This is a genomic window from Ruegeria sp. AL11, assembly GCF_056540865.1.
The window spans coordinates 1-20,527 of sequence record NZ_JBQFXO010000011.1; the positions used below are offsets into that span (position 1 = coordinate 1).

Consider the following 20,527-nt stretch of genomic DNA (forward strand, 5'->3'; position numbering starts at 1 on the left):
CCACTCCGAGCGGGAAAGGTCAGATTATTACGCGCTGTAGGGATTGCGGCGTCGGCGTTTTTAGCAGCTACATGATCCGCCTTGGAAAGCTAAGGTACGTGCGCGTCGGAACACTGGAAAACCCGGATCAATGTCCTCCAGATGCACAGATTTTCACGAGCAGCAAACAGGCCTGGGTGCCACTCAGCAAGGAAATTCCTATCTTCGAGGAATTCTACAAATTCGATGAGGTGTGGCCGCAGAATTCGTTGGAACGTTTGGAGACTGCTCTATCCTGACGGATCAGTCGTTGAAGCTGAATGGCGGCGTTGTCCGCATAGCAGACTTTGAGCGATTTTCACCAAATGACAGGTCTGCGACACAAAGCAGACTTTCAATCGAAAAAATTGAAAGTCCACTTCTTGGTTCTAGCGCACGCATTAACTGAGGTGATGCACATCTTGAAGGCCGTAGACCGGCGTCGGGATACCCTCCATCCGGGCCTTTATTTGCAGCGACAGGAATTGTGAATAATGCCGGGACTGATGCAGGTTTCCACCATGCATCCAAAGGTTTGGAACCTGTGTCGGCTTCCACATATTGCGTTGCTCGCCCTCCCAAGGCCCCGGGTCCTTGGTTGTGTCAGAGCCCAGACCCCAGCATTTCCCAAGCCGATCTGCCATATCCTGACCCATCAGGTCCGCGACCCAGCCGTTCATAGAATTATACCCCGTCGCATAGACCACCAGATCGGCATCCAGATGCGTGCCGTCATCAAGGATAACTCCGGTTTCATCAAGCGCGGTGACCTGACCCCGTTTCAGCTTGATCTCGCCATCAATGATCAACTGGCTGGCCCCTATATCGATGTAGTAGCCCGATCCGCGACGCAGGTATTTCATAAACAGCCCGCTGTCATCATCGCCCCAATCCAGCCAGAACCCGGCCTTTTCCAACCCGTCATAGAACTCTTTGTCCTGTTCTTTCATCGCGGCATAGGCTGGAATCTGGAATTCATGAAGAATGCGATAGGGCAGCGAAGCAAAGATTAGATCGGCCTTTTCGGTCGTCATGCCAGACTGCACCGCACGTTCAGAATAGAGATCGCCCAGTCCGATTTCCATGAGGGTGTCAGAGCGGACAATATGGGTTGAGGACCGCTGCACCATTGTCACATCGGCATCGTTTTCCCAAAGCGCCGCGCAGATGTCGTGGGCCGAGTTGTTGGACCCCACCACAACGACCTTTTTACCAGCCCATTTGTCGGGACCTTCATGTTCCGACGAATGCACCTGTTCGCCTTTGAAAACATCCATTCCTGGAAAATCAGGCATGCGTTTCTTGCCGGACATCCCCGTCGCCATGATCAGTTGCTTGGGCCGCAGTACAACCTCTTCGCCGTCCCGGTCCACCGTGATGGTCCATTCGCCCGTACTTTCATCGAACGTTGCGGATTTGGCCGCCGTGCGGGTCCAATAGTTCAGTTCCATCACCTTGGTGTACATCTCAAGCCAGTCACCGATCTTGTCCTTGGGCGAGAAGACGGGCCAGTTTTCCGGGAACTTGATATAGGGCAGATGGTCGTACCAAACCGGGTCGTGCAGGCAGAGGGATTTGTAGCGATTGCGCCAACTGTCGCCGGGCCGGTCATTCCGTTCGACGATGATCGTCGGTACACCCAGCTGACGCAGCCGCGCGCCCATAGCGATCCCGCCCTGACCACCGCCGATGATGACGCAGTAGGGCTGTGTTTCGTAACCCAGTTCAGCCTCTTCCTGCGCCCGCTCTTCTGCCCATGTGGTCCTGTGTTTACCCGCACCGTGCTTGGCCCCAAGTGGGCGGTTGAACCCTTTGGGCTCTTCATGACCTTTCAGCTCGACCATCGTGGTCAGCAAGGTCCATATCTTGCCATCCTTGAGGCGGATCAACCCGTAGCCGCGTGCCACTTCGGTTTCGAACTCGATCCATGCGGTGGTTATTCCGCCGTCTTCAGTTGGAACTTCACCTTCGGCTATTTTCCAACCACTCGGCTTGGTTGTGGCCAACTGATGCGCGAGCATATCTGCTAACTGCGCCTTGCCCTCGACCGTTTTAATATTCCAGGTAAAGCTTACCAGATCGCGCCAATAGCAATCGTCCTGGAACATATCGCAGGCGGCATCGATATCGCCTTGGGACAAAGCCGCACCGAAGTCATCCAGAAACCCCTGAACCTGATCCGAGAGTGTTGTGTCGAGCATGTCATCCTCCCTATCTCCACGGAGCAGAAGGCTGGCAAATCCGCGACCCTTCGGGCAAGCGGATTTGGCGCATCAACACTTGGTTCGGTCCAAATACGCCAATGCTTGTTGCGCGCGCAACAAGGGCGCAACACGGGTACATATGCGTTTAAGCGGGCGGTCTAAGCCCGGCTTTTCGCATACGGCGCAGGATCGTCGATCGGTTCACACCAAGGCGCCTTGCCAGTTGGGACATGTTCCAATCGCAAGCACGCAGAAGTGCTTCCAGATCATCTGAGTCCTGCTTTTGCGTAGGGGCGAGCGCCGGGGCGGGCAAATCCGTTAAGTCGATGATGTTGTCCTGACACAGGGCGACCGAACTTTGCAGCAGGTGTTCCAGTTCACGAATATTGCCGCGCCACAATCGTGATTTCAGGTCGGCGCGGGCAGCGGTCGAGAGGCGAATATCATGGCTGGCAAACCGTCGGAGCAGACGATCAATCAGCCAATCCAGATCCGCACGGTGGCGCAAAGGCGGCAAAGACAATGTGGCCCCCGCAATCCGGTGCAGAAGATCTTCACGAAGACCGCCCTGCAATCCTGCCGGGGGTTGCCGACATGACGCGATGATCCGCAGATCAGCCCGCCGCTCAAGCACTGCCAAAAGAGAGGCCTGTGCAGGCTCGCTCAGGTCTTCAACGCCGCGCAGAAACAGTGTGCCGGGTTCGATAGCACGGCAGAAATTGAATGTCGGAGTGTCGCAACAGATCACGGTGTGGAAATCCTGTGTCGCAGGATCGGCCATATGGATAGCGCGCGCCAGTTTAGTTTTGCCTGTCCCGCTTTCGCCGGTCAGCAAAAGCGGCAGATTGGTCGGCGCAAGACGGGCCGCTTTGTTCAAAAGTTGCTGAAGGCCCGCATCCGGCCCTGCAAAACTACCAAGGGCACCAGGCAGAACCTTTTCCCGTTTGCGCAGAGCTGCCGTCATCTGCGGCGTCTGTGGAGCAACGGCATGACCATAGAGCGCGCGCCCATCCTTGAGGTGTAGAACGCGGTCTTCGGACGGTCTGCCGCGCATGAACTCGGGCATGTCATCAACACTGATTTCAAGCCAGTCCTGCAATTGCGACCCGATCAGGTGACCCGAACCGTCCGGGTCCAGCGCACGTCGGGCCCCCGAGGTCATACCGATGATCTTGCCGCCTCCGTCCACAGCGACCGCCGCTTCGGGATCGACCTCAAGAAATTCAGGGCTGGCTGAAAAGCGCAGGACCCAATCACGCCGCGTCGATGCCATCAGGTTTGCCATCTCGACGCGACGGGCGGAGTTCGTCACCAATGTCATGGCCAGATTTTGCGACGCCTTTGGTGAGGGTCCACGCAGCAATGACACATCCAGAACAGCCGCAAGAGCACCTTTGGTGTCAAAAATAGGCGCTGCCGTACAAGACAGTGGCGTATGCGTGATCGAAAAATGATCTCCCTGATGGATCGTCACTGGCTGACCTGTAACAATGCACGACCCCACTCCGTTCGTTCCTGCCAACTCTTCCGTCCACTTGAAGCCCAGATGAAGACCCGCAATTCTGAGCTCGTCCTCAAAGTTCCGGTCGCCAAAGAAATCGACGCAGACGCCATCTGCATCCGCAAGCAGTAGGACGTAGTTCTGCCCTGCCACCTGCGCAAACAGCGATTGCAGCCCCGAACGCGCGGTTGCGATAAGACGTTCGGATTGTTCCAGGTGTTCTCGGAATTTGGTTTCAGACAAAATGTGCGCGGGTTCCTGCCGTGAGGGATCCATACCATAGGTTTCAACACAGCGCTGCCAGCTATCCGCGACAAGTCGGTCCCGCCCCGTATCGAACCCGCTTAAGACACGGTCAATCTCTTTTGAGTGCTGGCGATCCAACAGCTTCCCGTCCTACAAATCCTTCCTAAAAATAGCATTAGTCCGGCTTCGCGCCTATGTTCAAATTTCGTCCGGCAAGTGTTTGGCGCTTTGCCTTGTCAAGCTGACCTGCCTTGAAAGCGCAGCATTGGACCCTTTGGGCTGTGGGCGGAAGATGGACGCGAGATTTCGAATGTCTGCTTGGGAGCGGCGAGTGGGTGATCCCACCCGCCTAAGTCGTTAAAGATCGATACGTTCGGCAATACAAAGGCGTCTTCAAGTTCGATGCCAAGGTAACGGACTGAACTGTCTACCTGGCTGTGTCCTAGTAGAAGTTGAGCGACACGTAGATTTCCAGTCTTTCTGAATATCAAAGCCACCTTGGTGCGCCTAAGCGAATGCGTACCATAGCTGGACGGATCGAGACCAATCGCAGACCCAACTCCCGGAAGTGCCTGTTGTATTGCCGGGTCGAAAGATGCGGCAAAGCAGGCGTAAGACTTGGAAAAAGATACTGTTGTCACGCATGCCCGGCGAAGAGACCCATTGCGACACGACTTCACGTCTATTCTTTGTCATTTCGAATTGCACCGGTTTCGCAGTTTTGCTTTGAACAACGGACACCCGATCGCGAACAGTATTGGCGACGGAGAGGTCGTTAACCACCAGGCGGACGAGATCGCTCCCGCGCAACTTGCTATCGATGGCAAGTTTAAACACAGCGAGGTCTCTCAGCTTGTTTGCGAGTTCGAGCCGGGTACGAATGGCCCAAACCTGCTTTGGCTGCAATGGCCGCTTCTGTCCGACTAGTCTGCGTTTATTCCAGGGCGGACGACGCGTTGTGACGACGGGGAGTAGAGTTTTGGACATCTTAAGTCTCCGTCCATTCCCTTCCGTCCCAAACATCGACACAGTGCCGACAGCTGCAGTCCAATTGCTGCTCGCTTGCCTTCAGTACAGGAGAGTTCTCAGGTTTTCGGAACTGCCACCGCCGATCTTCTTAACCATCAAATCAGCTGCCTGCCGAAACGGGTCGGTGCATTCATCGAGATTGAACCTCAGCGGGCCAACACCATGATGGAGACTGCCCGCAACGTGGATATGACCAACGACATAGCTGGTCTGGAAGAACGTGCATTCTCGTTCTACGAACTGGCTGACAAGTTAATGCCCAACGAGACCCACGCAGCCCTGGCCGAAGCGGTGTACCAACACCAAGCTGGGCGTGATGGACGGAAGGTGATGGTTGGCGGCACACCTGTATCACTTGAAGTTGCTGCGAAGCAGCAGATCATACGTTTCATCTGACTTTAGCAACAGCGGACCTGAGTATCTTGCATGGGGGGACGTCACTCAAAATTGGCAGGATATCCAAAAACATTGACCGGATTTCAATAGTTAAGTCACTCCGCAAGGCATTACCTAAGAGCTAGCTCGGAATACCGAAACAACCGTAAGATACTTAAGTGATGTATTGACGAAAACTCTTGCTGGCTCCGCTCTAATCATCGCACTGTTGTTCATGCTGTGGCTACACGTCTACTTGCCCATGTGTGTGGCAAGCAACAGGCATCGCAACCCGTTGCTGTGGCTTTTGATCTGCATATTTTTCACACCGATTTTCGCAATCATCGGGATATTCTTGTTACAGAAAATCTCACCTAAAATCGACGCGAAAGACACGAATAATGCCTCACCAAGATGAAAACGACCTCGGATGGAACCACGCCGTGAACCGCCCCAAGACAAAGTGGGAAGCACGGGCTGATGGGGCAGTCGCCGCAACAAAGCTGACAATACTGGGCGTGATCGTTCTCGCAGCTATCATTGCTATGCTTGCCTAGTGTTTCGCTCTGCTTAGAGAGAAATAAACGAAGCCATCAAGTGTTAGAGAAATGAAGAAAACTGAGGTCGGACGTAAATTCCCTTTCAAGCCAGCTGACAAACAAAGGGGCTTCTGCACAGGCAATGGATACACATTAAGGCAAGCGAACGACTGCTAAGGCTGCAGTAGCGGCGGGTCGACACGCAGACTCGGTCGCTGAGCAGTCCATACGTGAACAACATCACTGAACGCAAAATCGAAAGCCGCCATAGTCAACAATGTAACGAGTTAGCGTTCATGGTGTGTTTCGAACGCGAGATCGGTTTCTCCTCCCTGAGATAGGGGCGCGCTTTGATTCCAGCGCGCCCCGTCTTTTTTGGAACGATGTCACGCTTACCGACCCAACTCGTGCTTGCGTAGAAGCCGCACGGTACGACTTTGTCAAACGCTCTCACCGTCCTACAATTTGGGTGTGAACAAACGAAGCGAATGGCCATGCTGGAAGACAAGCGCAAAGATCTTGACTCGGAAAAACAGAAACAACTCCTCCGGAAGCTGGTTGAAGATCTGAGCAAACAACAGATCGACCTCTACTATCAGCCCACAAGCGAAATCGCAGCGTTTCTTGAGAAACAGATCGAAAGCGGTAAGTCTCTGCTGGCCGAAGACAGGGCGCTTCTACGTCGGCTGAGCCGCCGCGATATCGAAGTGCTTCTCAGCCTACACTGATAGATTTGCCGAAATTTTCTGCTAGAGAAAGTGGTGGGCGACCCTGGAATCGAACCAGGCGTGCGTCTCCGCGAGGGAGTTACAGTCCCCTGCCACACCTTGCGGCCTGTCGCCCACTGTCAGGCGTTGCACCTGACGTGGAGGCGTGATTACTAGCGCACCAAAGGAGCGTCAACAGGAAAATACCGCTTTGACGCAGGAAATCGAACGCCCGGCCCGGAGGCCAATAAAATGAAGAAACCCAAGTGGGTCGTGGAGAAGGAACAGGCGCGCAAAGCAGCCGCTTCGGAAACGGTTTGGCTGTTTGGTCTGCACGCCGTGCGCGATGCGTTGATGAACCCGAAACGGCAGAAATTGCGCCTGATTGTGACCCGAAACGCCCGTGACAAGCTGGCAGAAGCCATTGATTTTGCGGGCACCGAGGCCGAGATGGTCGATCCAAGAAAGTTCAACGCTCCGATTGATCAGGGATCAGTCCATCAGGGTGCCGCCCTTGAGGTCAAGCCGCTGGAATGGGGCGGGTTGACCGAAAACTGTATCGGGCGCGAACACCCTCGCGTGATTTTGCTGGATCGGGTGACAGACCCGCACAATGTCGGGGCGATTCTGCGCTCGGCCGAGGTGCTGGGCGCCAGTGCTGTGATCGGGACTCGGCACCATTCCGCGCCTGAGACAGGGGCGCTGGCCAAAACCGCAAGCGGCGCTTTGGAGCGTCAGCCTTATTTGCGGGTCCGCAATCTGGCCGAAGCGATTGTCGAGTTGCAGGGCATGGGCTTTCTGGTGCTAGGTCTCGATGGAGAGGCCGAGGATACGATCGAGGCTGCCATAGGGGATCAACGTGATCGTCCGGTGGCGCTGGTTCTGGGTGCAGAAGGCCCCGGATTGCGGCAAAAGACCAAGGAAACCGTGGACAAACTGGTGAAAATTGACGCAGCCGGTGGTTTTGGATCTTTGAACGTCTCAAACGCGGCGGCGATTGCCCTATATGCCTCACGGTACACAGGATAGGAGCGCGTCATTTCTGGCCCATCGAAAATTGCCACCTGCTGTTATTGCGGGACCCGAGCGGCGCTTGTCCTGAAGGGAAAGCAGCGGCATGAGCTGAGCTGTTCCAGTTGCGGCGCGCCGTTGCATGACCTCAAGATGCTGCCCAAGCGCAAGGTGACCGAAAGCGCGCCCAAGAAACATGCGGTATCCCATACCGTCCCGCCGAAATCCAAGCGCAAGAAAAAGAAGAAAACCCTGTTTTCGCGCGTGATGGATGAGGCCTGGGATGTGATCGAGGATATCTTTGACTGATCCTCGCGCTTCGGGGTGATCACAACCGCGTCATCTGGGGTGTCTCACAGCGCAAAACGTTGCAGATTGAGACGCTGAGTCCATGATTCCGATATACCTATGCCAATCCGCCACGCTCTCATTGGCGCGCTGAGCGCCACTCTTCTCGCTTCTGCCGCTATTGCGCAGCCCATGCCCGTGTATTTCGCGCCCGAGGGGGCTGCGATGGCGGGATACGACCCAGTATCCTATTTTCAGGGTGACGTTCCCGTACAGGGCCGCCCCGAGATTTCAGTGACGTGGAAGGGAGCCGAATGGCATTTCGCCTCTCTCGAAAATCGCGCGTTATTTGAGGCGAATCCGCGCGCCTTTGCCCCTCAATTCGGGGGGTATTGTTCCTATGCGATGGCACAGGGCATCCTCAAGGGAACCGATCCGGGGGCCTGGCAGGTGGTAGATGGGCGCCTATACTTGACGTTTTCGCCTGAAATTGAGCGGAAGTGGCGTGAGGATCAGTTGGAATACATCCATCAGGCTGAAGGAAACTGGCCTGAGATTCTGTATCGAGAATAGGCAACCTTCCGCCGTTTGTGAAAAGTCATCACAAAAATGCGCGTGCCCTCTTTTTTTTAACCAAAACATGCCTAAATGTCACAGTGACCGCGGAACGGAACTGCCGCGGGTCATTTCACTGTCCCTCGTTCCAACAACTGGCGCCCAAGGTTTCTTGGGCGCTTTTTTCTTTTTCAGCCGTAGCATAGGGTAGCGGTATGGCTGAGTATTCTGATGAGTTCCTGAGATCCATTCTGAAGCGCACCAAGACCGTTGCCGTGGTCGGGGTGTCCATGAACGAGGTGCGGCCGAGTTTCTACGTGGCCCGCTACCTGTCGCTGAAAGGCTTTACCGTGATCCCGGTCAATCCCGGCCATGCAGGAAAGCAACTTTTCGGTCAAACCGTGCGCGCCACCCTGTCAGATGTCACGGAAGATGTTGATATGGTGGATATCTTCCGCCGCTCTGAGGCTGTACCTCCGATCGTGGATGAGGCGCTAGAGGCGTTCCCATCCCTGCGCACCATCTGGATGCAAATCGGTGTTGAGCACGCAGAGGCCGCCGCCAAGGCTGAGGCGCGCGGCGTGGATGTGGTGATGAATCGATGCCCCAAGATCGAATATCAACGCCTGTTCGGAGAGCTGCGCATGGGCGGCTTCAGCACCGGCATCATTTCATCCAAGCTATAGCCTCACTGCGCCGGGTAGGGTTTGAGGCGGGCCACTTGTTCTTGCCTGCGCTTTTCCAGAACAACCTCACGCGGGACCCAGTCATATCTTGTGTCTTCCTGCAGCGGAGACCAGAAAAGAACCCCGCCATAGCGCCACGGGTCCAACACAACGCCGTCATAGAGCGACTCGCCCCGCGCGCTGATAATGGCTGTGCTGTGGTCGATTCGCAGTGGATTGTCGGCATTGGCGATGGCGCGATGCATGTCCAGCGTTTGGAAGTTCTCTTGCTTTAACCGCCGCTCGATATCTTCGGCCCAGTGCCAGCATAACCCACGCGGGCGCAGGCCCTTGTTGACCTTGGCATTGTGGATCAACGGAGGGTCGGTGATCTCATATTCCTGCACCAGCTGCGCGGTGTAGGAATACGCAATGCGGGCGGCCCGGTTGGCCTCAGCCGGATCGATATCGGGACCGAGGCTTTGGATTTCCGAGGCAAGACGCTGAACTTCATCACCGGTGGACGGTGGCGGGGCCGCACAGGCGCCCAAAGTCACGAGGGCCAGAACGCAGGCCAAAGCTCTGATCATTGTGATGTCCCTCGACCGATAGACCGTGAAACATGATCATAGAACCGCTTCGGCGCGGACGGAAGACTGAGCTTAACTTTTTGGGCGTGCGGCCTTTTCGGCTATACCGCTAAGGCCCTGACGCCGCGCCAACTCCGCCAGCACATCGTCCAGCGCAACGTCGCGCGAGGCCAGCATGACCAGAAGGTGATACAGCACGTCGGCGGCCTCGGCCGTCAGCCCGTCTTTGTCATTCTTGACGGCTTCGATGATGGCCTCAACGGCCTCCTCGCCGAATTTCTCAGCGCATTTTTCTGGGCCCTTGGCCAGCAGCTTTGCTGTCCAGCTGCTCTCAGGGTCCGCCCCTTTGCGCGCCTCGATTGTGGCGGCCAGATCGTGCAGAATGCTCATGTCAGCCTCATCGGGATACCGGCGGCGGCCATGTGTTCCTTGGCCTCGCGGATGGTGTATTCACCAAAATGGAAGATCGAGGCCGCAAGTACGGCGCTCGCCCCGCCCTCGGTGACGCCTTCGACCAGATGGTCCAGATTGCCAACCCCACCCGATGCGATCACAGGCACATCCACCGCGTCGCTGATTGCGCGGGTTAGCGGCAGGTTGAACCCTGACTTGGTTCCGTCCCGATCCATCGAGGTCAGCAGGATTTCTCCAGCACCTTTGGCAACCACGGTTTTCGCGAACTCGACCGCGTCGATGCCGGTGGGTTTGCGGCCGCCATGGGTGAAGATCTCCCATTTTCCGGGGCTGACGGTTTTGGCGTCGATGGCGCAGACGATGCATTGGCTGCCGAACTGGTCTGCCGCCTCGGCAATCACATCCGGGTTGGCGACAGCGGCCGAGTTGAAGCTGACCTTGTCCGCCCCTGCCAGCAGCAGGGCACGCACGTCATCCTTGGTACGCACGCCGCCACCCACGGTCAGAGGAACAAAGCACTGCTCGGCCGTGCGCTGAACTACATCGAACATGGTACCACGGTTCTCATGCGTTGCATGAATGTCCAGAAAACAGATCTCATCCGCGCCGGCGGCGTCATAGGCCTTGGCCGATTCCACCGGGTCGCCTGCATCGCGCAGACCCACGAAATTCACACCTTTGACCACGCGGCCATCGGCGACATCCAGACAGGGAATGATACGGGTTTTCAGCATGCGCTTTCCTTTGTTGCCCGCACCCTTACCGGCAAAGCCCCGCCGATGCCAGACTTGTGATTGTCACCCTTCTCAAACCTGTGAAAACTGTCCCCAAATTCATCAGGAGATCAATAAGATGCGAAACCTTATTCTGACCACCACTTTCCTTTTTACAGGAGCAGTTGCCGCAATGGCTGACGATATCATCAAAGTAGAAACCGCAAAATCCGTGCCCGAGGCGCTGGACGCTCTCGAAGCCGCTGTGGGTAACGCAGGCGCGACCGTCTTTGCGCGTATCGACCATGCCGCAGGGGCCGAGAAGGTCGGCACGCCGATTCCGCCCAACCAGGTGCTGATCTTCGGCAACCCGGCGCTTGGGACGCCTGCTATGCAGATCGACCCGCGTGCGGGCCTGTTCCTGCCGCTGAAAGTGCAGGCCTATGAGGATGCGAACGGGCAGGTCTGGCTGGCCTATGAAGACCCGAAAGAGACGATGGATGACCTCGACGAGGTCGAGAACTCGCCGGTGATCGAGAAAATGCGCGGCGCGTTGAAGAAACTGACCTCGGCTGCCGCGCAGTAAGGCGTTTAGCTCAGGGCGCGAATGGCCTCAGCCAGGTCAATCGCGCCATCATACAGCGCCCTGCCCGAGATCGCGCCGTTCAGCTCAACTCCGCAATCGCGCAGGGCGATGAGATCGTCCAATGAGCTGACGCCACCAGAGGCAATGACCGGGATGGAGACGGCTTGGGCAAGCGCGGCTGTGGCTTCGATATTCGGGCCCTGCATCGCACCGTCGCGGTTGATGTCGGTATAGATGATTGCCGCGACGCCAGCATCTTCGATGCTGCGGGCCAGATCCGTGACCTGCACGTCCGTTTCCTCGGCCCAGCCTTTGGTGGCAACCATGCCGTTGCGGGCGTCGATGCCCACTGCGACCTTGCCGGGGAAGGCTTTTGCGGCCTCACGCACCAGATCGGGGTTTTCGACCGCAACGGTGCCCAGAATAACCCGCGCCAAACCCTTTTCGATCCAAGTCTCGATCGTAGCCATGTCGCGGATGCCGCCACCCAGCTGAGCGGGCACGTCGCAAGCCTTCAGGATCGCCTCGACCGGAGCAGCGTTGACCGGCTCGCCCGCGAAGGCGCCGTTCAGGTCGACAAGGTGCAGCCACTCACATCCGGCATCAACAAAGGCACGGGCCTGCGCGGCCGGGTCTTCATTGAAAACGGTGGCTTTGTCCATTTCACCGCGCAGCAGGCGAACAGCGTTGCCGTCTTTCAGGTCGATGGCGGGATACAGGATCATGTCGGGCGGCCTTATCTGAATGTTACACGGGCGGCGTATCGCACAAGCGGGTTAGCGACGCAAAGTCAATCTTGCCCGAAGCCCGACACCGGGCCAGAGTGAACCCAAATCAGGGAGGTTATCATGAAGAAACTTGCACTTTCGATTGCTTTTGCATCGCTGGCCACAGGCGCGATGGCGGCAGATCCGGCGGATGGGCTGTGGAAAACACAACCCGGCGACACAGGTGGGTACCTGCACGTGTCGATCAGCGAATGCGGCAGCGCAATTTGCGGCACCATCGACAGCGCCTTTGATGGCAATGGCGATCAGATTCTGGACTATGAAAACCTGGGCAAACAGATCATCTGGGATATGGTCGCAGAAGGCAGTGGCAGCTATGACAACGGCAAGATCTGGGCCCCGGATCGCGACAAGACCTACAACTCTAAGATGACATTGGACAGCCAGAACCAGCTGACGGTCAAAGGCTGTGTCGCAGGCGGATTGGTCTGCCGGGGGCAGACCTGGACCCGCATTCAGTAACTAGATCGTTTCGGGTTAAACTCGCGTCACGAATACCCTGCCACGCTTTCAGCGTTCTCGGGACATTCGTGTCACTTGATGATTAAGTTAAAACCCGAAACGCTTTAGGGCGCCCAAGTCAGGAAGTTGCCGATCATGCGCAGGCCAACATCCTGGCTTTTCTCGGGGTGGAATTGCATCCCGAGCATCGTATCACGGCCAATCACGGCCGTGACGTCCTGCCCATAGTCCACATAAGCCAGCCTTTGCGCCGGATCCGTGACACGGAAATGGTAGGAGTGGACGAAATAGACATGATCGCCGGATTTCACACCATTAAACACCGGGTGATCGCTATCCAAAACCAGATCGTTCCAGCCCATATGCGGCACCTTTAGCGAAGCGTCCGAAGGCTCGATCCGCAGCACGTCCCCAGCGACCCAATTCAGACCATCGGTTTCGGTATATTCATGGCCTTTTGAGGCCATCAACTGCATCCCGACGCAGATACCGAGGAAGGGGCGACCTTTCTGTTCGACCGCCTCAACCATCGCGTCATAGATGCCCTTGTGGCCACGCAGCTCGGCGGCGCAGGCCGGAAAAGCTCCGTCCCCGGGTAGCACCAGCCGGTCCGCGCGCGCGACTACATCCGCGTCCGAGGTCACAACGACCTCACCCGCGTGCAGTTCTTTCGCCATACGCTGAAAGGCTTTTTCGGCCGAGTGCAGGTTGCCGCTCTCGTAGTCGATAATCGCGGTTAGCATTTACAGCGCGCCTTTGGTTGACGGAATCGCATCCGCCTTGCGCGGGTCGGTTTCGACCGCATCCCGCAGGGCGCGGGCAACGGCCTTAAAGGCAGCCTCGGCGATGTGGTGGCTGTTGAAACCGTGCAGCTGATCAATGTGCAGTGTAATGCCGCCATGGGTACTGAGCGCCTGAAAAAACTCGCGCACCAGTTCGGTGTCGAACGTGCCGATCTTCTGGGTCGGCAGGTCCACGTTCCAGATCAGGAACGGGCGCGCTGACAGGTCCAGCGCACAACGCACCTGAGCGTCGTCCATGGGCAAGTGACACTCGCCGTAGCGGCGGATGCCTTTCTTGTCGCCCAGTGCCTGCGTCAGAGCCTGACCCAGCGCGATGCCGGTGTCTTCGACCGTGTGGTGGTCGTCGATGTGATAGTCGCCCTTGGCGCGGATCGTCATGTCGATCAGCGAATGACGCGCCAACTGATCCAGCATGTGGTCAAAGAAGCCAACGCCGGTCTGGTTGTCATACTGGCCGGTGCCGTCCAGATTGACCTCGACCGAGATCTCGGTCTCGGCGGTCTGACGGCTGATCTTTGCGCTGCGCATGGGCGAATTCCTTTTGCTACAGGCGCGCTTATAGACGGGGTTGGGCGGGTTGATCCAGTGCCCGCAGCGCAATCGGTACAAACTGTTGCAGGGGATTGCACACAGGTCCGGGCCATGCCAGCCTGCCGGAAACTCAAGTCAAAAGGCCCGGCACATGTCCACCTGCGTTTTTATCCAGATCCGCTGCAAACCCGGCACCACCTACAAGGTCGCCGAAGAGATCGCCCTGCGCGAGATTCACTCAGAGCTTTATTCCACCAGCGGCGAATACGACCTGCTGCTGAAGCTCTATATCCCCGAAACCGAGGATGTGGGCCATTTCATCAACGAACACCTGCTGGTGATTCCAAACATCGAACGATCCTTGACCACGATGACGTTCAAAGCGTTCTGATCTGAACCTGCACTCTTGATGCGGCAGAATCGGCCCGGTAGCGAAAGACGTCCGGGCCACAGCTAAACACAGACGCTCAGGCACCGCGTTCACATCGAAATTGATCAGTTGGAAAAGTTTGCATCTGGAGCGGGCGAGGCGATTCGAACGCCCGACCCTAACCTTGGCAAGGTTATGCTCTACCCCTGAGCTACGCCCGCATCAGATACATATGTTGGTCCGAAGACCTTAACTCAATGGAGCGGGCGAGGCGATTCGAACGCCCGACCCTAACCTTGGCAAGGTTATGCTCTACCCCTGAGCTACGCCCGCGCCGTTGAGTGAGGAGGGATGTATAAATTCCCGCGCGAGCCTGCAAGCGGAAAAAGACAAAAACCTGTAAAAATCTTTCGACGGAAATTCGGAGCTGACGCGTTGAATGGGTAATGAGGCTTACAAGGCGAAGGGACGCGTGATGAAATCAAGGGCATTGGCAGAAATGAAGACGGCACTGTTGGCGGCGCTGATTGTTTTCGCGGTATTGCTCTGCCCGCCCGAGGACGATCCGTTGGCCGAGGCCCCGTCCCCTATATATGAGCGGCAGGTTTTGACTGGATAGGCCATCTTGCCGGGTTTTGCCAAAAGGGTACCGCATTCGGCGTAGGCGTGGTCCAAGCTGCCCTTTGCAGACGGGCGCCAAAATTCGTTTTCTCCGCAACGGCTCTAGCAGCCAACCACTTGCTTGCCAGTTACGGCATTTACCGATGAAGGCGCAGGCTGTAACACCGGAGAAAGGAGCCCGGCAAGAACAGGACGAAGATGCAGGTTGTTATCCACGCAGGCGTGGCCTTTTCCGACAATGACCGGTTGATCGAAACCCTAATGGCGAACGCGTCGGTTCTGAACCAGCATCGGGTCATCCCTCTGGACCTCGCGCAGGGGCGGCAGTTTGTGAAAGTCGCCTCAGATTCCATGACAACCGGAGTGCCTCTGCCAGAGGTTCTTATAGGCCTGAATGAGGTTCTTCCCGACCGCACCACTTGTGATCGCGTTGTCCTGTCCAGCGACAAGGTTTTTGGCCCCAGACGAGCCGCGATTCTGCACGGGCAGTTTTATCCAAATGCGGCCGAGCGGATTGCGTTCCTGGACCGTGTTCTAGAGGCGGATCAAATCGAGCTGTGTTTCGCGCTGGTCAACCCGGCGAGCTTCATCTCGAAATTGCTGATGTCACTGCCCGAAGAGCGGCGGAAAGCCGTTCTAGGGAATACCGACTTGAGCAACCTGAACTGGCTGACCATGATCAACGACCTGCGAGAAAGAGCTCCGAACGTTCAGATCACGCTCTGGGCCAATGAGGACACTCCGCTTATCTGGGGCGATATCCTCAGAACGCTTGCAAGACTACCCGATAAGGCGGCCCTGCAACATGAATACGCGTTCCTTGCCTCAGTGCTAACGGACGCGGGCCGTGCAGAACTAACGCAACTGTTGGAACAAATAGCGTGGCAGGATCGGGACATGCTGCGGGATAGTCTGACCCATCTGTTTGATGAACATGCCGACCCGGCGCAGATCGAAGAAGAGCTTGAGATTTCGGGTTGGAATTCCGATGTGGTCAGCGCGTTTTCCGAGATCTACGAACAGGATCTCGCGGCACTACGCGCCATGCCGGGCGTAAGGGTGCTGCAGCCCTGACACGGGCTGCATTGCATTACATACCCAGCGCTTCCTTATACATTTCGAGAACCGCCTCTTCTTCGGCGATATCATCCTTGTCGCGCTTGCGCAGAGCGACCAGTTTGCGCATGACCTTGGTGTCGTAACCGCGCGCTTTCGCTTCGGCCATGACCTCTTTCTGTTGCTCGGCCAGATCTTTCTTTTCGGCATCCAGACGCTCAATCCGTTCGATGAACTGGCGCAGCTCGCCTGCTGTCACGCGGTAGTTGGCGGCGGCCTGATCTTCGGTCATGTCTTCCATGTAGGTCTCTCCCAGAGGCTGAATTGCGATGCTGAGACATCGGGCATGGTGCCGGATACATCGCCGGTGCCCGGGTCGCAAGCACCCAATCCCATGGGCGGGCTTGTCGGCAGGCCCCTGATCCGCTAAGCGCAAAAACACGGCACCAGAAAAGGCAGGCAACCATGTTCGAAATCATTACCTGGGGCGGCGCCGCCCTGTCAGTGGCCGGTCTTGTCGGTCTGGTCTGGTGTATTCTGCGCGTTATGAAGGCCCGCAAGGCAGGCCTTTCAGATGACGAACTGCGCGCTGTTGTTCAGGGTGTTCTGCCCTGGAACCTTGGGGCGTTGTTTCTGTCGGTCATGGGACTGATGCTGGTCATCCTGGGCATATCGCTGGGATAACCCGACCGATCAGATCGGCAAATTGTCAAACCGCGCTTCCATCGCGTCCTCGCACAGGGCCGCATCCAGATGGCGCATGCGCGACGGAACATGCATCCCTTGCTGACGCATGCGATCTACGATCTTGCTGAAACTGGGCTGCAGCGCCAATCGGGTATCCAGACACGCGTTCTGAAGTTTTTGCTCTAGCTCTTGCGCTTCGAAATAGAGGTTATCTGTCGTCATTGTGATCCTCCCAATTGTCAGTATCCCCGATATAGGTAACGCGGATACGACACGAAGATGCTACCGGAAACGATGGCGATCTATTGCCCGCTAAAATAGCCTGTTCGGCAAATCTGCGCGTCTGGGTTAAAGTTTAGGCAAATTTCATATGTCGTGCCTTGACGGACATCAAAAACCGAACTGACTCTTGTAACACATTCTGCTTTTCTTATATGTCGTCTTAGTGGAGGAAACCATGAAGCCAAAAGTGAAAGCGTTCTTCGACGACCAGACCTTTACGGTCTCGTACGTCGTCCACGAAGACAGCAGCCGCGCTTGTGCGATTATCGATAGCGTTCTGGATTTCGATCATGCCTCGGGCCGGACGGGGACAAGCTCTGCCGACCAGATCATCGCTTATGTACACGCCAAAGACCTCAAGACCGAGTGGATTTTGGAAAGCCATGTGCATGCAGACCACCTCTCGGCTGCGCCATATCTGCAGCAGGAACTGGGCGGCAAAATCGGGATCGGACATCACATCGTCGAGGTGCAGGAAACCTTTGGCAAAATCTTCAACGAAGGGACCGAGTTCCAGCGCGATGGCAGCCAGTTTGATGCCCTCTTCCGCGAGGGCGACAGTTTCCACATCGGGCAGATGCGGGGTGATGTGCTGCACACACCCGGTCATACGCCGGCCTGCCTGACCTATGTGATTGGCGATGCCGCTTTTGTCGGCGACACCTTGTTCATGCCCGACTTCGGAACCGCACGATGCGATTTCCCGGGCGGCTCGTCCGAGACCCTTTTTGCGTCGATCCAGAAAATCCTGTCTCTGCCCGATGAGACCCGCATTTTTGTGGGGCACGACTACAAGGCTCCGGGCCGGGATGAGTATGCGTGGGAGACCACGGTGGGCGAGCAAAAAGCGCTGAACATCCATATCGGGCAAGGTCGCAGCATCGAAGAGTTTGTTGAAATGCGGGACGCACGCGACGCGACCCTCTCCAAACCCAGGCTGATTCTGCCGTCGCTTCAGGTCAATATGCGCGCGGGTCAGATGCCCCCGGCCGACGAACAGGGCGATGTTTTCCTGAAATTGCCGATCAACAAGCTGTGACCTGCGCCACCAGTATAGGATGGATATAGAATGAACCCGGACTGGATATGGGGCCTGTGTGGCGGCATCCTGATCGGCTGCGGCGCTGCGCTTTACCTGCTTGGCAATGGCCGGATTATGGGGGCCAGTGGCATTCTGGGAGGTTTAATCGACGGCCCGGCAAGGCGCGAGAAACTGGTATTTGTCTTGGGGCTGATCGGTATGCCGCTGATCATGAGCCGTCTGATGAGCGAACAGCCTCAAACTCACCTGACAGAAAATCTGGGCCTTCTGGTCGTCGCCGGGTTGCTCGTTGGCATTGGCACGCGGTTGGCCAACGGTTGCACATCGGGTCATGGGGTCTGCGGCATCTCTCGGTTTTCTCTGCGCGGGATTGTTGCGACCCTAATCTATATCGCTGCCGGAGCGGTGGTTTTGGCCTTGTTCCGCCACGGTTTGGGGGTGATCTGATGCGGTTGTTGATCGCTTTGCTGTCAGGCGCGCTTTTTGGCGCGGGGCTATTGCTGTCGGGGATGACGGATACCCAAAAGGTACAAGGCTGGCTGGATATGTTCGGCGCATGGGACCCGACTCTGGCCTTTGTCATGGGCGGCGCGATTCTTCCCATGTTGGTCGCGTGGCGCGTGACCAAGACCCGCCAACCGGTGACTGGCGGCACATTTCCCGCACCTGCTCGGCCCGAACTTGACCGAGGGCTGATCCTCGGCTCAGTCCTGTTTGGCGCAGGCTGGGGATTGGTCGGCCTATGCCCAGGCCCAGCCATGGCGGCACTGTCCTATGGCGGGACCAGCAGCGCCGTCTTTCTGGTTGCGATGGCGGCGGGGATGCAGTTGGCGCCGGGGCTGCGCGCGCAACTGGACAGGGCGGCCAACGCGGCCTAATCAATTGGCATGGAGATTCGACCTATAACCCCCCGCTACGCCGTGTCCCCGCAGATCACTGTCGAGGACGTGCCCGCCATTGCCGAGGCCGGCTTCGTCAAGGTTATCTGCAACCGACCCAATGCCGAAGTTCCCGAGATCATGCAATCGGATGCCATCGGAGACGCGGTCCGCGCAGCCGGGCTGGAATACGAGGTGCTGGAATTGACCCACCAGACCATGACACCCGAGAATGTCGCCCGGCAACGCAATATGGCCGAAAATAGCTCTGGCCCGGTTCTGGCATATTGCGCGTCCGGCACGCGTTGTTCGGTTGTTTGGGCTCTGGGTCAATGCGACCAGATGAGTACGGATGAGATTCTGACTGCCACCACCAATGCCGGGTATCAGTTGGAGCAGCTGCGCCCTACTCTGGATCAACTGCGCAACACGTCAGACTAGATCAGACTTCCCCATACTTCGGGCCATCGAGGCCCGCCAGTTGCGAGATTTCTGCAGCCATTCGATCGGGTTCAACAAGGCTCAGGTCGTCGTCGACCGGATCGGCAACTGAGGGGCTCGCGACCAGATCGAGAGGGTCGGACAAGATATCTACGTCTGTGTCAGCCATATCGCCCCGGACACTGGCCGGTCGGCTTTCTATGAATTCGGCGGACTCCAAAGCATCCAGCGCGGGCAGCGGTACGTTTTCGTTCAGCCGAACGGCGCGCATCCCGCCCGACTGCCCCAGACGCCCGACCGAGGCGCGGGTGCGTTCGATCGTCAGAACCTCAGTCCGGTCCAATCGCGCGCCGGTCAGCGGCAACAGGCTGCCCACCTCAAGCGCGGATAGATGCGCCAAAGGCAACCTCATCCGGCACACCACGGCGTTCAGCTCGGCCCGGACAACGCCTGATGACTGCTCCAGCCGAGGGCCTGTGTCGACATCCAGCTCGACCTCAGCTTCGTCGGGCGCGGGCGGATCGGGCAGCACGATCGTGATCTGGCCCTGACGCAACCCACCTCCAAGTTCCACAGTCAGGTCAAAAACGCGGTAGCTATCTGCCACCAGCGACAAGTTCAGACCGCGCAAGTCCACCGCCCTTGAGGCATACTCATACCCAGTCAAACCCTGCTGATTTGCAGCATCGACCAGACCGACGGCACGGCGCAACGCATCCTCGACCAGTGGTGCGGCCATGGCGGCGTCCGTATCCGTAAAGCCCCGCTCGGCGGGCGCGTCCGGTGTAACCTCACCAATGGTTTGGGTCTGAACGATGGCCGAGACGCAGTTCAAATCCAGACAGGCCGCCGCCACCCCGTCGGGTCCCGAAAATTTCAACAACAACCAATCCTCGGCCAATGTGGCCGCAAGCCCGGCCTGCGCCCGATCTGCCTGTTTTGCCCCGATAACAGCCAACGGAAGGTTCAAACGCTCACCCGCGGCCCGCGCAAAGCCCAGACGCAACGCCCGCAGGATCGAGCGGGGTCGATCCCCCAGATCCCCCTGCCCCAATGACAATTTGCGCGCCAGAGCGGCGCCGGCCGTGTGTGCCATGGCTTCGGTACCATCCGATTTCTTGTCGT

Annotated in this window: 30 protein-coding genes and 3 tRNA genes; 18 read left to right on the forward strand and 15 right to left on the reverse strand. The window is 57.3% G+C overall.

What is annotated here, in order from left to right:
* A partial coding sequence (locus ACR0IP_RS17395) for a GFA family protein (protein WP_480526935.1) occupies positions 1-278 on the forward strand: 278 nt, incomplete at its 5' end.
* A 141-nt stretch (positions 279-419) separates the two neighbouring features.
* Here the strand turns inward: ACR0IP_RS17395 and ACR0IP_RS17400 are convergent.
* Positions 420-2,219, reverse strand: a complete 1,800-nt coding sequence (locus ACR0IP_RS17400) for an NAD(P)/FAD-dependent oxidoreductase (protein WP_170691804.1) — start codon at positions 2,217-2,219, stop codon at positions 420-422.
* Positions 2,220-2,367: 148 nt separating this feature from the next.
* Positions 2,368-4,107: a sigma-54-dependent Fis family transcriptional regulator gene (locus ACR0IP_RS17405; protein WP_480526937.1), complete on the reverse strand. Its 1,740-nt coding sequence runs from the start codon at positions 4,105-4,107 to the stop codon at positions 2,368-2,370.
* Positions 4,108-4,587: 480 nt separating this feature from the next.
* On the opposite strand from ACR0IP_RS17405, the gene ACR0IP_RS17410 reads away from it, so the two are divergent.
* The 4 genes from ACR0IP_RS17410 to ACR0IP_RS17425 all read left to right on the forward strand — a co-directional run bounded on the left by ACR0IP_RS17410 (position 4,588) and on the right by ACR0IP_RS17425 (position 6,640).
* Positions 4,588-4,896 (forward strand): hypothetical protein, encoded by a 309-nt coding sequence (locus tag ACR0IP_RS17410; RefSeq protein WP_480526939.1) that lies wholly within the window; start codon positions 4,588-4,590, stop codon positions 4,894-4,896.
* 264 nt (positions 4,897-5,160) lie between these two features.
* On the forward strand, positions 5,161-5,394 hold the full coding sequence (locus ACR0IP_RS17415) for a hypothetical protein (RefSeq protein WP_480526941.1): 234 nt from the start codon (positions 5,161-5,163) through the stop codon (positions 5,392-5,394).
* A gap of 380 nt (positions 5,395-5,774) precedes the next feature.
* On the forward strand, positions 5,775-5,930 hold the full coding sequence (locus tag ACR0IP_RS17420) for a hypothetical protein (protein WP_170374939.1): 156 nt from the start codon (positions 5,775-5,777) through the stop codon (positions 5,928-5,930).
* A gap of 476 nt (positions 5,931-6,406) precedes the next feature.
* A complete protein-coding gene (locus tag ACR0IP_RS17425; RefSeq protein ID WP_170662340.1) occupies positions 6,407-6,640 on the forward strand; it encodes a hypothetical protein in 234 nt (77 codons plus the stop codon).
* Positions 6,641-6,671: 31 nt separating this feature from the next.
* Here ACR0IP_RS17425 and ACR0IP_RS17430 read toward each other — a convergent pair.
* Positions 6,672-6,755 (reverse strand) — tRNA-Tyr (locus ACR0IP_RS17430).
* Positions 6,756-6,871: 116 nt separating this feature from the next.
* On the opposite strand from ACR0IP_RS17430, the gene rlmB reads away from it, so the two are divergent.
* From rlmB to ACR0IP_RS17450, 4 genes are all read left to right on the forward strand, one after another.
* The gene (rlmB, locus tag ACR0IP_RS17435; protein ID WP_480526943.1) at positions 6,872-7,648 is read left to right on the forward strand and encodes a 23S rRNA (guanosine(2251)-2'-O)-methyltransferase RlmB; all 777 of its coding nucleotides are present in this window, start codon (positions 6,872-6,874) and stop codon (positions 7,646-7,648) included.
* 9 nt (positions 7,649-7,657) lie between these two features.
* Positions 7,658-7,939: a hypothetical protein gene (locus ACR0IP_RS17440; RefSeq protein ID WP_170637685.1), complete on the forward strand. Its 282-nt coding sequence runs from the start codon at positions 7,658-7,660 to the stop codon at positions 7,937-7,939.
* Between the two features lie 99 nt (positions 7,940-8,038).
* Positions 8,039-8,491 (forward strand): YHS domain-containing (seleno)protein, encoded by a 453-nt coding sequence (locus ACR0IP_RS17445; protein ID WP_170480236.1) that lies wholly within the window; start codon positions 8,039-8,041, stop codon positions 8,489-8,491.
* Between the two features lie 197 nt (positions 8,492-8,688).
* The gene (locus ACR0IP_RS17450) at positions 8,689-9,159 is read left to right on the forward strand and encodes a CoA-binding protein (protein ID WP_480526945.1); all 471 of its coding nucleotides are present in this window, start codon (positions 8,689-8,691) and stop codon (positions 9,157-9,159) included.
* A gap of 2 nt (positions 9,160-9,161) precedes the next feature.
* Here ACR0IP_RS17450 and ACR0IP_RS17455 read toward each other — a convergent pair whose 3' ends face one another.
* The 3 genes from ACR0IP_RS17455 to hisF all read right to left on the reverse strand — a co-directional run bounded on the left by ACR0IP_RS17455 (position 9,162) and on the right by hisF (position 10,876).
* Positions 9,162-9,728, reverse strand: a complete 567-nt coding sequence (locus ACR0IP_RS17455) for a hypothetical protein (protein WP_170468060.1) — start codon at positions 9,726-9,728, stop codon at positions 9,162-9,164.
* A 72-nt stretch (positions 9,729-9,800) separates the two neighbouring features.
* Positions 9,801-10,118 (reverse strand): phosphoribosyl-ATP diphosphatase, encoded by a 318-nt coding sequence (locus ACR0IP_RS17460; protein ID WP_170554110.1) that lies wholly within the window; start codon positions 10,116-10,118, stop codon positions 9,801-9,803.
* Entirely contained in the window at positions 10,115-10,876 is a 762-nt protein-coding gene (hisF, locus tag ACR0IP_RS17465) for an imidazole glycerol phosphate synthase subunit HisF (protein WP_170460845.1), read from the reverse strand. The genes ACR0IP_RS17460 and hisF overlap by 4 nt, the downstream gene beginning before the upstream one ends.
* A 118-nt stretch (positions 10,877-10,994) precedes the next feature.
* Here hisF and ACR0IP_RS17470 point away from each other — a divergent pair, with 118 nt between their 5' ends.
* Positions 10,995-11,441: a DUF302 domain-containing protein gene (locus ACR0IP_RS17470; RefSeq protein WP_480526948.1), complete on the forward strand. Its 447-nt coding sequence runs from the start codon at positions 10,995-10,997 to the stop codon at positions 11,439-11,441.
* 5 nt (positions 11,442-11,446) lie between these two features.
* On the opposite strand, the gene hisA is transcribed toward ACR0IP_RS17470, so the two are convergent.
* Complete coding sequence (hisA, locus tag ACR0IP_RS17475; RefSeq protein ID WP_480526950.1) at positions 11,447-12,166, reverse strand: 1-(5-phosphoribosyl)-5-[(5-phosphoribosylamino)methylideneamino]imidazole-4-carboxamide isomerase; 720 nt, start codon at positions 12,164-12,166, stop codon at positions 11,447-11,449.
* A gap of 123 nt (positions 12,167-12,289) precedes the next feature.
* Between hisA and ACR0IP_RS17480 the strand changes: the two genes are divergently transcribed.
* Positions 12,290-12,691 carry a DUF2147 domain-containing protein gene (locus tag ACR0IP_RS17480; RefSeq protein ID WP_170374923.1) on the forward strand — a complete coding sequence of 134 codons (402 nt, stop codon included), beginning with the start codon at positions 12,290-12,292 and terminating at the stop codon, positions 12,689-12,691.
* Positions 12,692-12,795: 104 nt separating this feature from the next.
* Here the strand turns inward: ACR0IP_RS17480 and hisH are convergent, their stop codons facing one another.
* Both hisH and hisB read right to left on the reverse strand, forming a co-directional pair.
* On the reverse strand, positions 12,796-13,434 hold the full coding sequence (gene hisH, locus ACR0IP_RS17485) for an imidazole glycerol phosphate synthase subunit HisH (RefSeq protein ID WP_480526952.1): 639 nt from the start codon (positions 13,432-13,434) through the stop codon (positions 12,796-12,798).
* Positions 13,435-14,022 carry an imidazoleglycerol-phosphate dehydratase HisB gene (hisB, locus tag ACR0IP_RS17490; RefSeq protein ID WP_170374919.1) on the reverse strand — a complete coding sequence of 196 codons (588 nt, stop codon included), beginning with the start codon at positions 14,020-14,022 and terminating at the stop codon, positions 13,435-13,437.
* A 154-nt stretch (positions 14,023-14,176) separates the two neighbouring features.
* On the opposite strand from hisB, the gene ACR0IP_RS17495 reads away from it, so the two are divergent.
* Complete coding sequence (locus ACR0IP_RS17495; protein WP_050602861.1) at positions 14,177-14,416, forward strand: Lrp/AsnC family transcriptional regulator; 240 nt, start codon at positions 14,177-14,179, stop codon at positions 14,414-14,416.
* 125 nt (positions 14,417-14,541) lie between these two features.
* On the opposite strand, the gene ACR0IP_RS17500 is transcribed toward ACR0IP_RS17495, so the two are convergent.
* The 3 genes from ACR0IP_RS17500 to ACR0IP_RS17510 all read right to left on the reverse strand — a co-directional run bounded on the left by ACR0IP_RS17500 (position 14,542) and on the right by ACR0IP_RS17510 (position 15,070).
* Positions 14,542-14,616: transfer RNA gene (locus tag ACR0IP_RS17500), tRNA-Gly, on the reverse strand.
* Positions 14,617-14,653: 37 nt separating this feature from the next.
* Positions 14,654-14,728, reverse strand: a tRNA-Gly gene (locus ACR0IP_RS17505).
* A 120-nt stretch (positions 14,729-14,848) separates the two neighbouring features.
* Positions 14,849-15,070, reverse strand: coding sequence for a hypothetical protein (locus ACR0IP_RS17510; protein ID WP_170718985.1), 222 nt, complete (start codon positions 15,068-15,070; stop codon positions 14,849-14,851).
* 144 nt (positions 15,071-15,214) lie between these two features.
* Between ACR0IP_RS17510 and ACR0IP_RS17515 the strand changes: the two genes are divergently transcribed.
* Positions 15,215-16,090 carry a hypothetical protein gene (locus ACR0IP_RS17515; RefSeq protein WP_480526955.1) on the forward strand — a complete coding sequence of 292 codons (876 nt, stop codon included), beginning with the start codon at positions 15,215-15,217 and terminating at the stop codon, positions 16,088-16,090.
* Positions 16,091-16,106: 16 nt separating this feature from the next.
* Here ACR0IP_RS17515 and ACR0IP_RS17520 read toward each other — a convergent pair whose 3' ends face one another.
* Entirely contained in the window at positions 16,107-16,373 is a 267-nt protein-coding gene (locus ACR0IP_RS17520; RefSeq protein WP_170374913.1) for a DUF2312 domain-containing protein, read from the reverse strand.
* Between the two features lie 164 nt (positions 16,374-16,537).
* Here ACR0IP_RS17520 and ACR0IP_RS17525 point away from each other — a divergent pair, with 164 nt between their 5' ends.
* Positions 16,538-16,756: a hypothetical protein gene (locus tag ACR0IP_RS17525; RefSeq protein WP_170374911.1), complete on the forward strand. Its 219-nt coding sequence runs from the start codon at positions 16,538-16,540 to the stop codon at positions 16,754-16,756.
* A gap of 9 nt (positions 16,757-16,765) precedes the next feature.
* Here ACR0IP_RS17525 and ACR0IP_RS17530 read toward each other — a convergent pair whose 3' ends face one another.
* Positions 16,766-16,981: a hypothetical protein gene (locus ACR0IP_RS17530; RefSeq protein WP_170374909.1), complete on the reverse strand. Its 216-nt coding sequence runs from the start codon at positions 16,979-16,981 to the stop codon at positions 16,766-16,768.
* A gap of 235 nt (positions 16,982-17,216) precedes the next feature.
* Between ACR0IP_RS17530 and ACR0IP_RS17535 the strand changes: the two genes are divergently transcribed.
* Genes ACR0IP_RS17535 through ACR0IP_RS17550 form a run of 4 tightly spaced genes read left to right on the forward strand, consistent with a single transcriptional unit; the run spans position 17,217 to position 19,402 of the window.
* Positions 17,217-18,080 carry an MBL fold metallo-hydrolase gene (locus ACR0IP_RS17535; protein WP_170374907.1) on the forward strand — a complete coding sequence of 288 codons (864 nt, stop codon included), beginning with the start codon at positions 17,217-17,219 and terminating at the stop codon, positions 18,078-18,080.
* Positions 18,081-18,110: 30 nt separating this feature from the next.
* Complete coding sequence (locus ACR0IP_RS17540) at positions 18,111-18,530, forward strand: YeeE/YedE family protein (protein WP_170468083.1); 420 nt, start codon at positions 18,111-18,113, stop codon at positions 18,528-18,530.
* Positions 18,530-18,961, forward strand: coding sequence for a DUF6691 family protein (locus ACR0IP_RS17545; protein WP_480526958.1), 432 nt, complete (start codon positions 18,530-18,532; stop codon positions 18,959-18,961). Before ACR0IP_RS17540 ends, ACR0IP_RS17545 begins: the two co-directional genes overlap by 1 nt.
* Positions 18,962-18,970: 9 nt before the next feature.
* Positions 18,971-19,402 (forward strand): TIGR01244 family sulfur transferase, encoded by a 432-nt coding sequence (locus ACR0IP_RS17550; RefSeq protein WP_170374901.1) that lies wholly within the window; start codon positions 18,971-18,973, stop codon positions 19,400-19,402.
* Between the two features lies 1 nt (position 19,403).
* Here ACR0IP_RS17550 and ACR0IP_RS17555 read toward each other — a convergent pair whose 3' ends face one another.
* Complete coding sequence (locus ACR0IP_RS17555; RefSeq protein WP_480526960.1) at positions 19,404-20,498, reverse strand: FliM/FliN family flagellar motor C-terminal domain-containing protein; 1,095 nt, start codon at positions 20,496-20,498, stop codon at positions 19,404-19,406.
* Positions 20,499-20,527 lie beyond the last annotated feature (29 nt).

Bases quoted from the DNA above. Each gene is read 5' to 3' on its own strand.
- ACR0IP_RS17480 (WP_170374923.1), top strand. From the start codon at position 12,290: ATGAAGAAACTTGCACTTTCGATTGCTTTTGCATCGCTGGCCACAGGC.
- ACR0IP_RS17520 (WP_170374913.1), bottom strand. From the start codon at position 16,373: ATGGAAGACATGACCGAAGATCAGGCCGCCGCCAACTACCGCGTGACA.
- ACR0IP_RS17445 (WP_170480236.1), top strand. From the start codon at position 8,039: ATGCCAATCCGCCACGCTCTCATTGGCGCGCTGAGCGCCACTCTTCTC.
- hisA (WP_480526950.1), bottom strand. From the start codon at position 12,166: ATGATCCTGTATCCCGCCATCGACCTGAAAGACGGCAACGCTGTTCGC.
- ACR0IP_RS17495 (WP_050602861.1), top strand. From the start codon at position 14,177: ATGTCCACCTGCGTTTTTATCCAGATCCGCTGCAAACCCGGCACCACC.
- ACR0IP_RS17535 (WP_170374907.1), top strand. From the start codon at position 17,217: ATGAAGCCAAAAGTGAAAGCGTTCTTCGACGACCAGACCTTTACGGTC.
- ACR0IP_RS17555 (WP_480526960.1), bottom strand. From the start codon at position 20,498: ATGGCACACACGGCCGGCGCCGCTCTGGCGCGCAAATTGTCATTGGGG.
- ACR0IP_RS17550 (WP_170374901.1), top strand. From the start codon at position 18,971: ATGGAGATTCGACCTATAACCCCCCGCTACGCCGTGTCCCCGCAGATC.
- ACR0IP_RS17400 (WP_170691804.1), bottom strand. From the start codon at position 2,219: ATGCTCGACACAACACTCTCGGATCAGGTTCAGGGGTTTCTGGATGAC.
- ACR0IP_RS17420 (WP_170374939.1), top strand. From the start codon at position 5,775: ATGCCTCACCAAGATGAAAACGACCTCGGATGGAACCACGCCGTGAAC.
- ACR0IP_RS17540 (WP_170468083.1), top strand. From the start codon at position 18,111: ATGAACCCGGACTGGATATGGGGCCTGTGTGGCGGCATCCTGATCGGC.
- ACR0IP_RS17415 (WP_480526941.1), top strand. From the start codon at position 5,161: ATGATGGAGACTGCCCGCAACGTGGATATGACCAACGACATAGCTGGT.
- ACR0IP_RS17525 (WP_170374911.1), top strand. From the start codon at position 16,538: ATGTTCGAAATCATTACCTGGGGCGGCGCCGCCCTGTCAGTGGCCGGT.
- ACR0IP_RS17425 (WP_170662340.1), top strand. From the start codon at position 6,407: ATGCTGGAAGACAAGCGCAAAGATCTTGACTCGGAAAAACAGAAACAA.
- hisB (WP_170374919.1), bottom strand. From the start codon at position 14,022: ATGCGCAGCGCAAAGATCAGCCGTCAGACCGCCGAGACCGAGATCTCG.
- hisH (WP_480526952.1), bottom strand. From the start codon at position 13,434: ATGCTAACCGCGATTATCGACTACGAGAGCGGCAACCTGCACTCGGCC.
- ACR0IP_RS17455 (WP_170468060.1), bottom strand. From the start codon at position 9,728: ATGATCAGAGCTTTGGCCTGCGTTCTGGCCCTCGTGACTTTGGGCGCC.
- ACR0IP_RS17545 (WP_480526958.1), top strand. From the start codon at position 18,530: ATGCGGTTGTTGATCGCTTTGCTGTCAGGCGCGCTTTTTGGCGCGGGG.
- ACR0IP_RS17460 (WP_170554110.1), bottom strand. From the start codon at position 10,118: ATGAGCATTCTGCACGATCTGGCCGCCACAATCGAGGCGCGCAAAGGG.
- ACR0IP_RS17515 (WP_480526955.1), top strand. From the start codon at position 15,215: ATGCAGGTTGTTATCCACGCAGGCGTGGCCTTTTCCGACAATGACCGG.
- rlmB (WP_480526943.1), top strand. From the start codon at position 6,872: ATGAAGAAACCCAAGTGGGTCGTGGAGAAGGAACAGGCGCGCAAAGCA.
- ACR0IP_RS17450 (WP_480526945.1), top strand. From the start codon at position 8,689: ATGGCTGAGTATTCTGATGAGTTCCTGAGATCCATTCTGAAGCGCACC.
- ACR0IP_RS17470 (WP_480526948.1), top strand. From the start codon at position 10,995: ATGCGAAACCTTATTCTGACCACCACTTTCCTTTTTACAGGAGCAGTT.
- ACR0IP_RS17530 (WP_170374909.1), bottom strand. From the start codon at position 16,981: ATGACGACAGATAACCTCTATTTCGAAGCGCAAGAGCTAGAGCAAAAA.
- hisF (WP_170460845.1), bottom strand. From the start codon at position 10,876: ATGCTGAAAACCCGTATCATTCCCTGTCTGGATGTCGCCGATGGCCGC.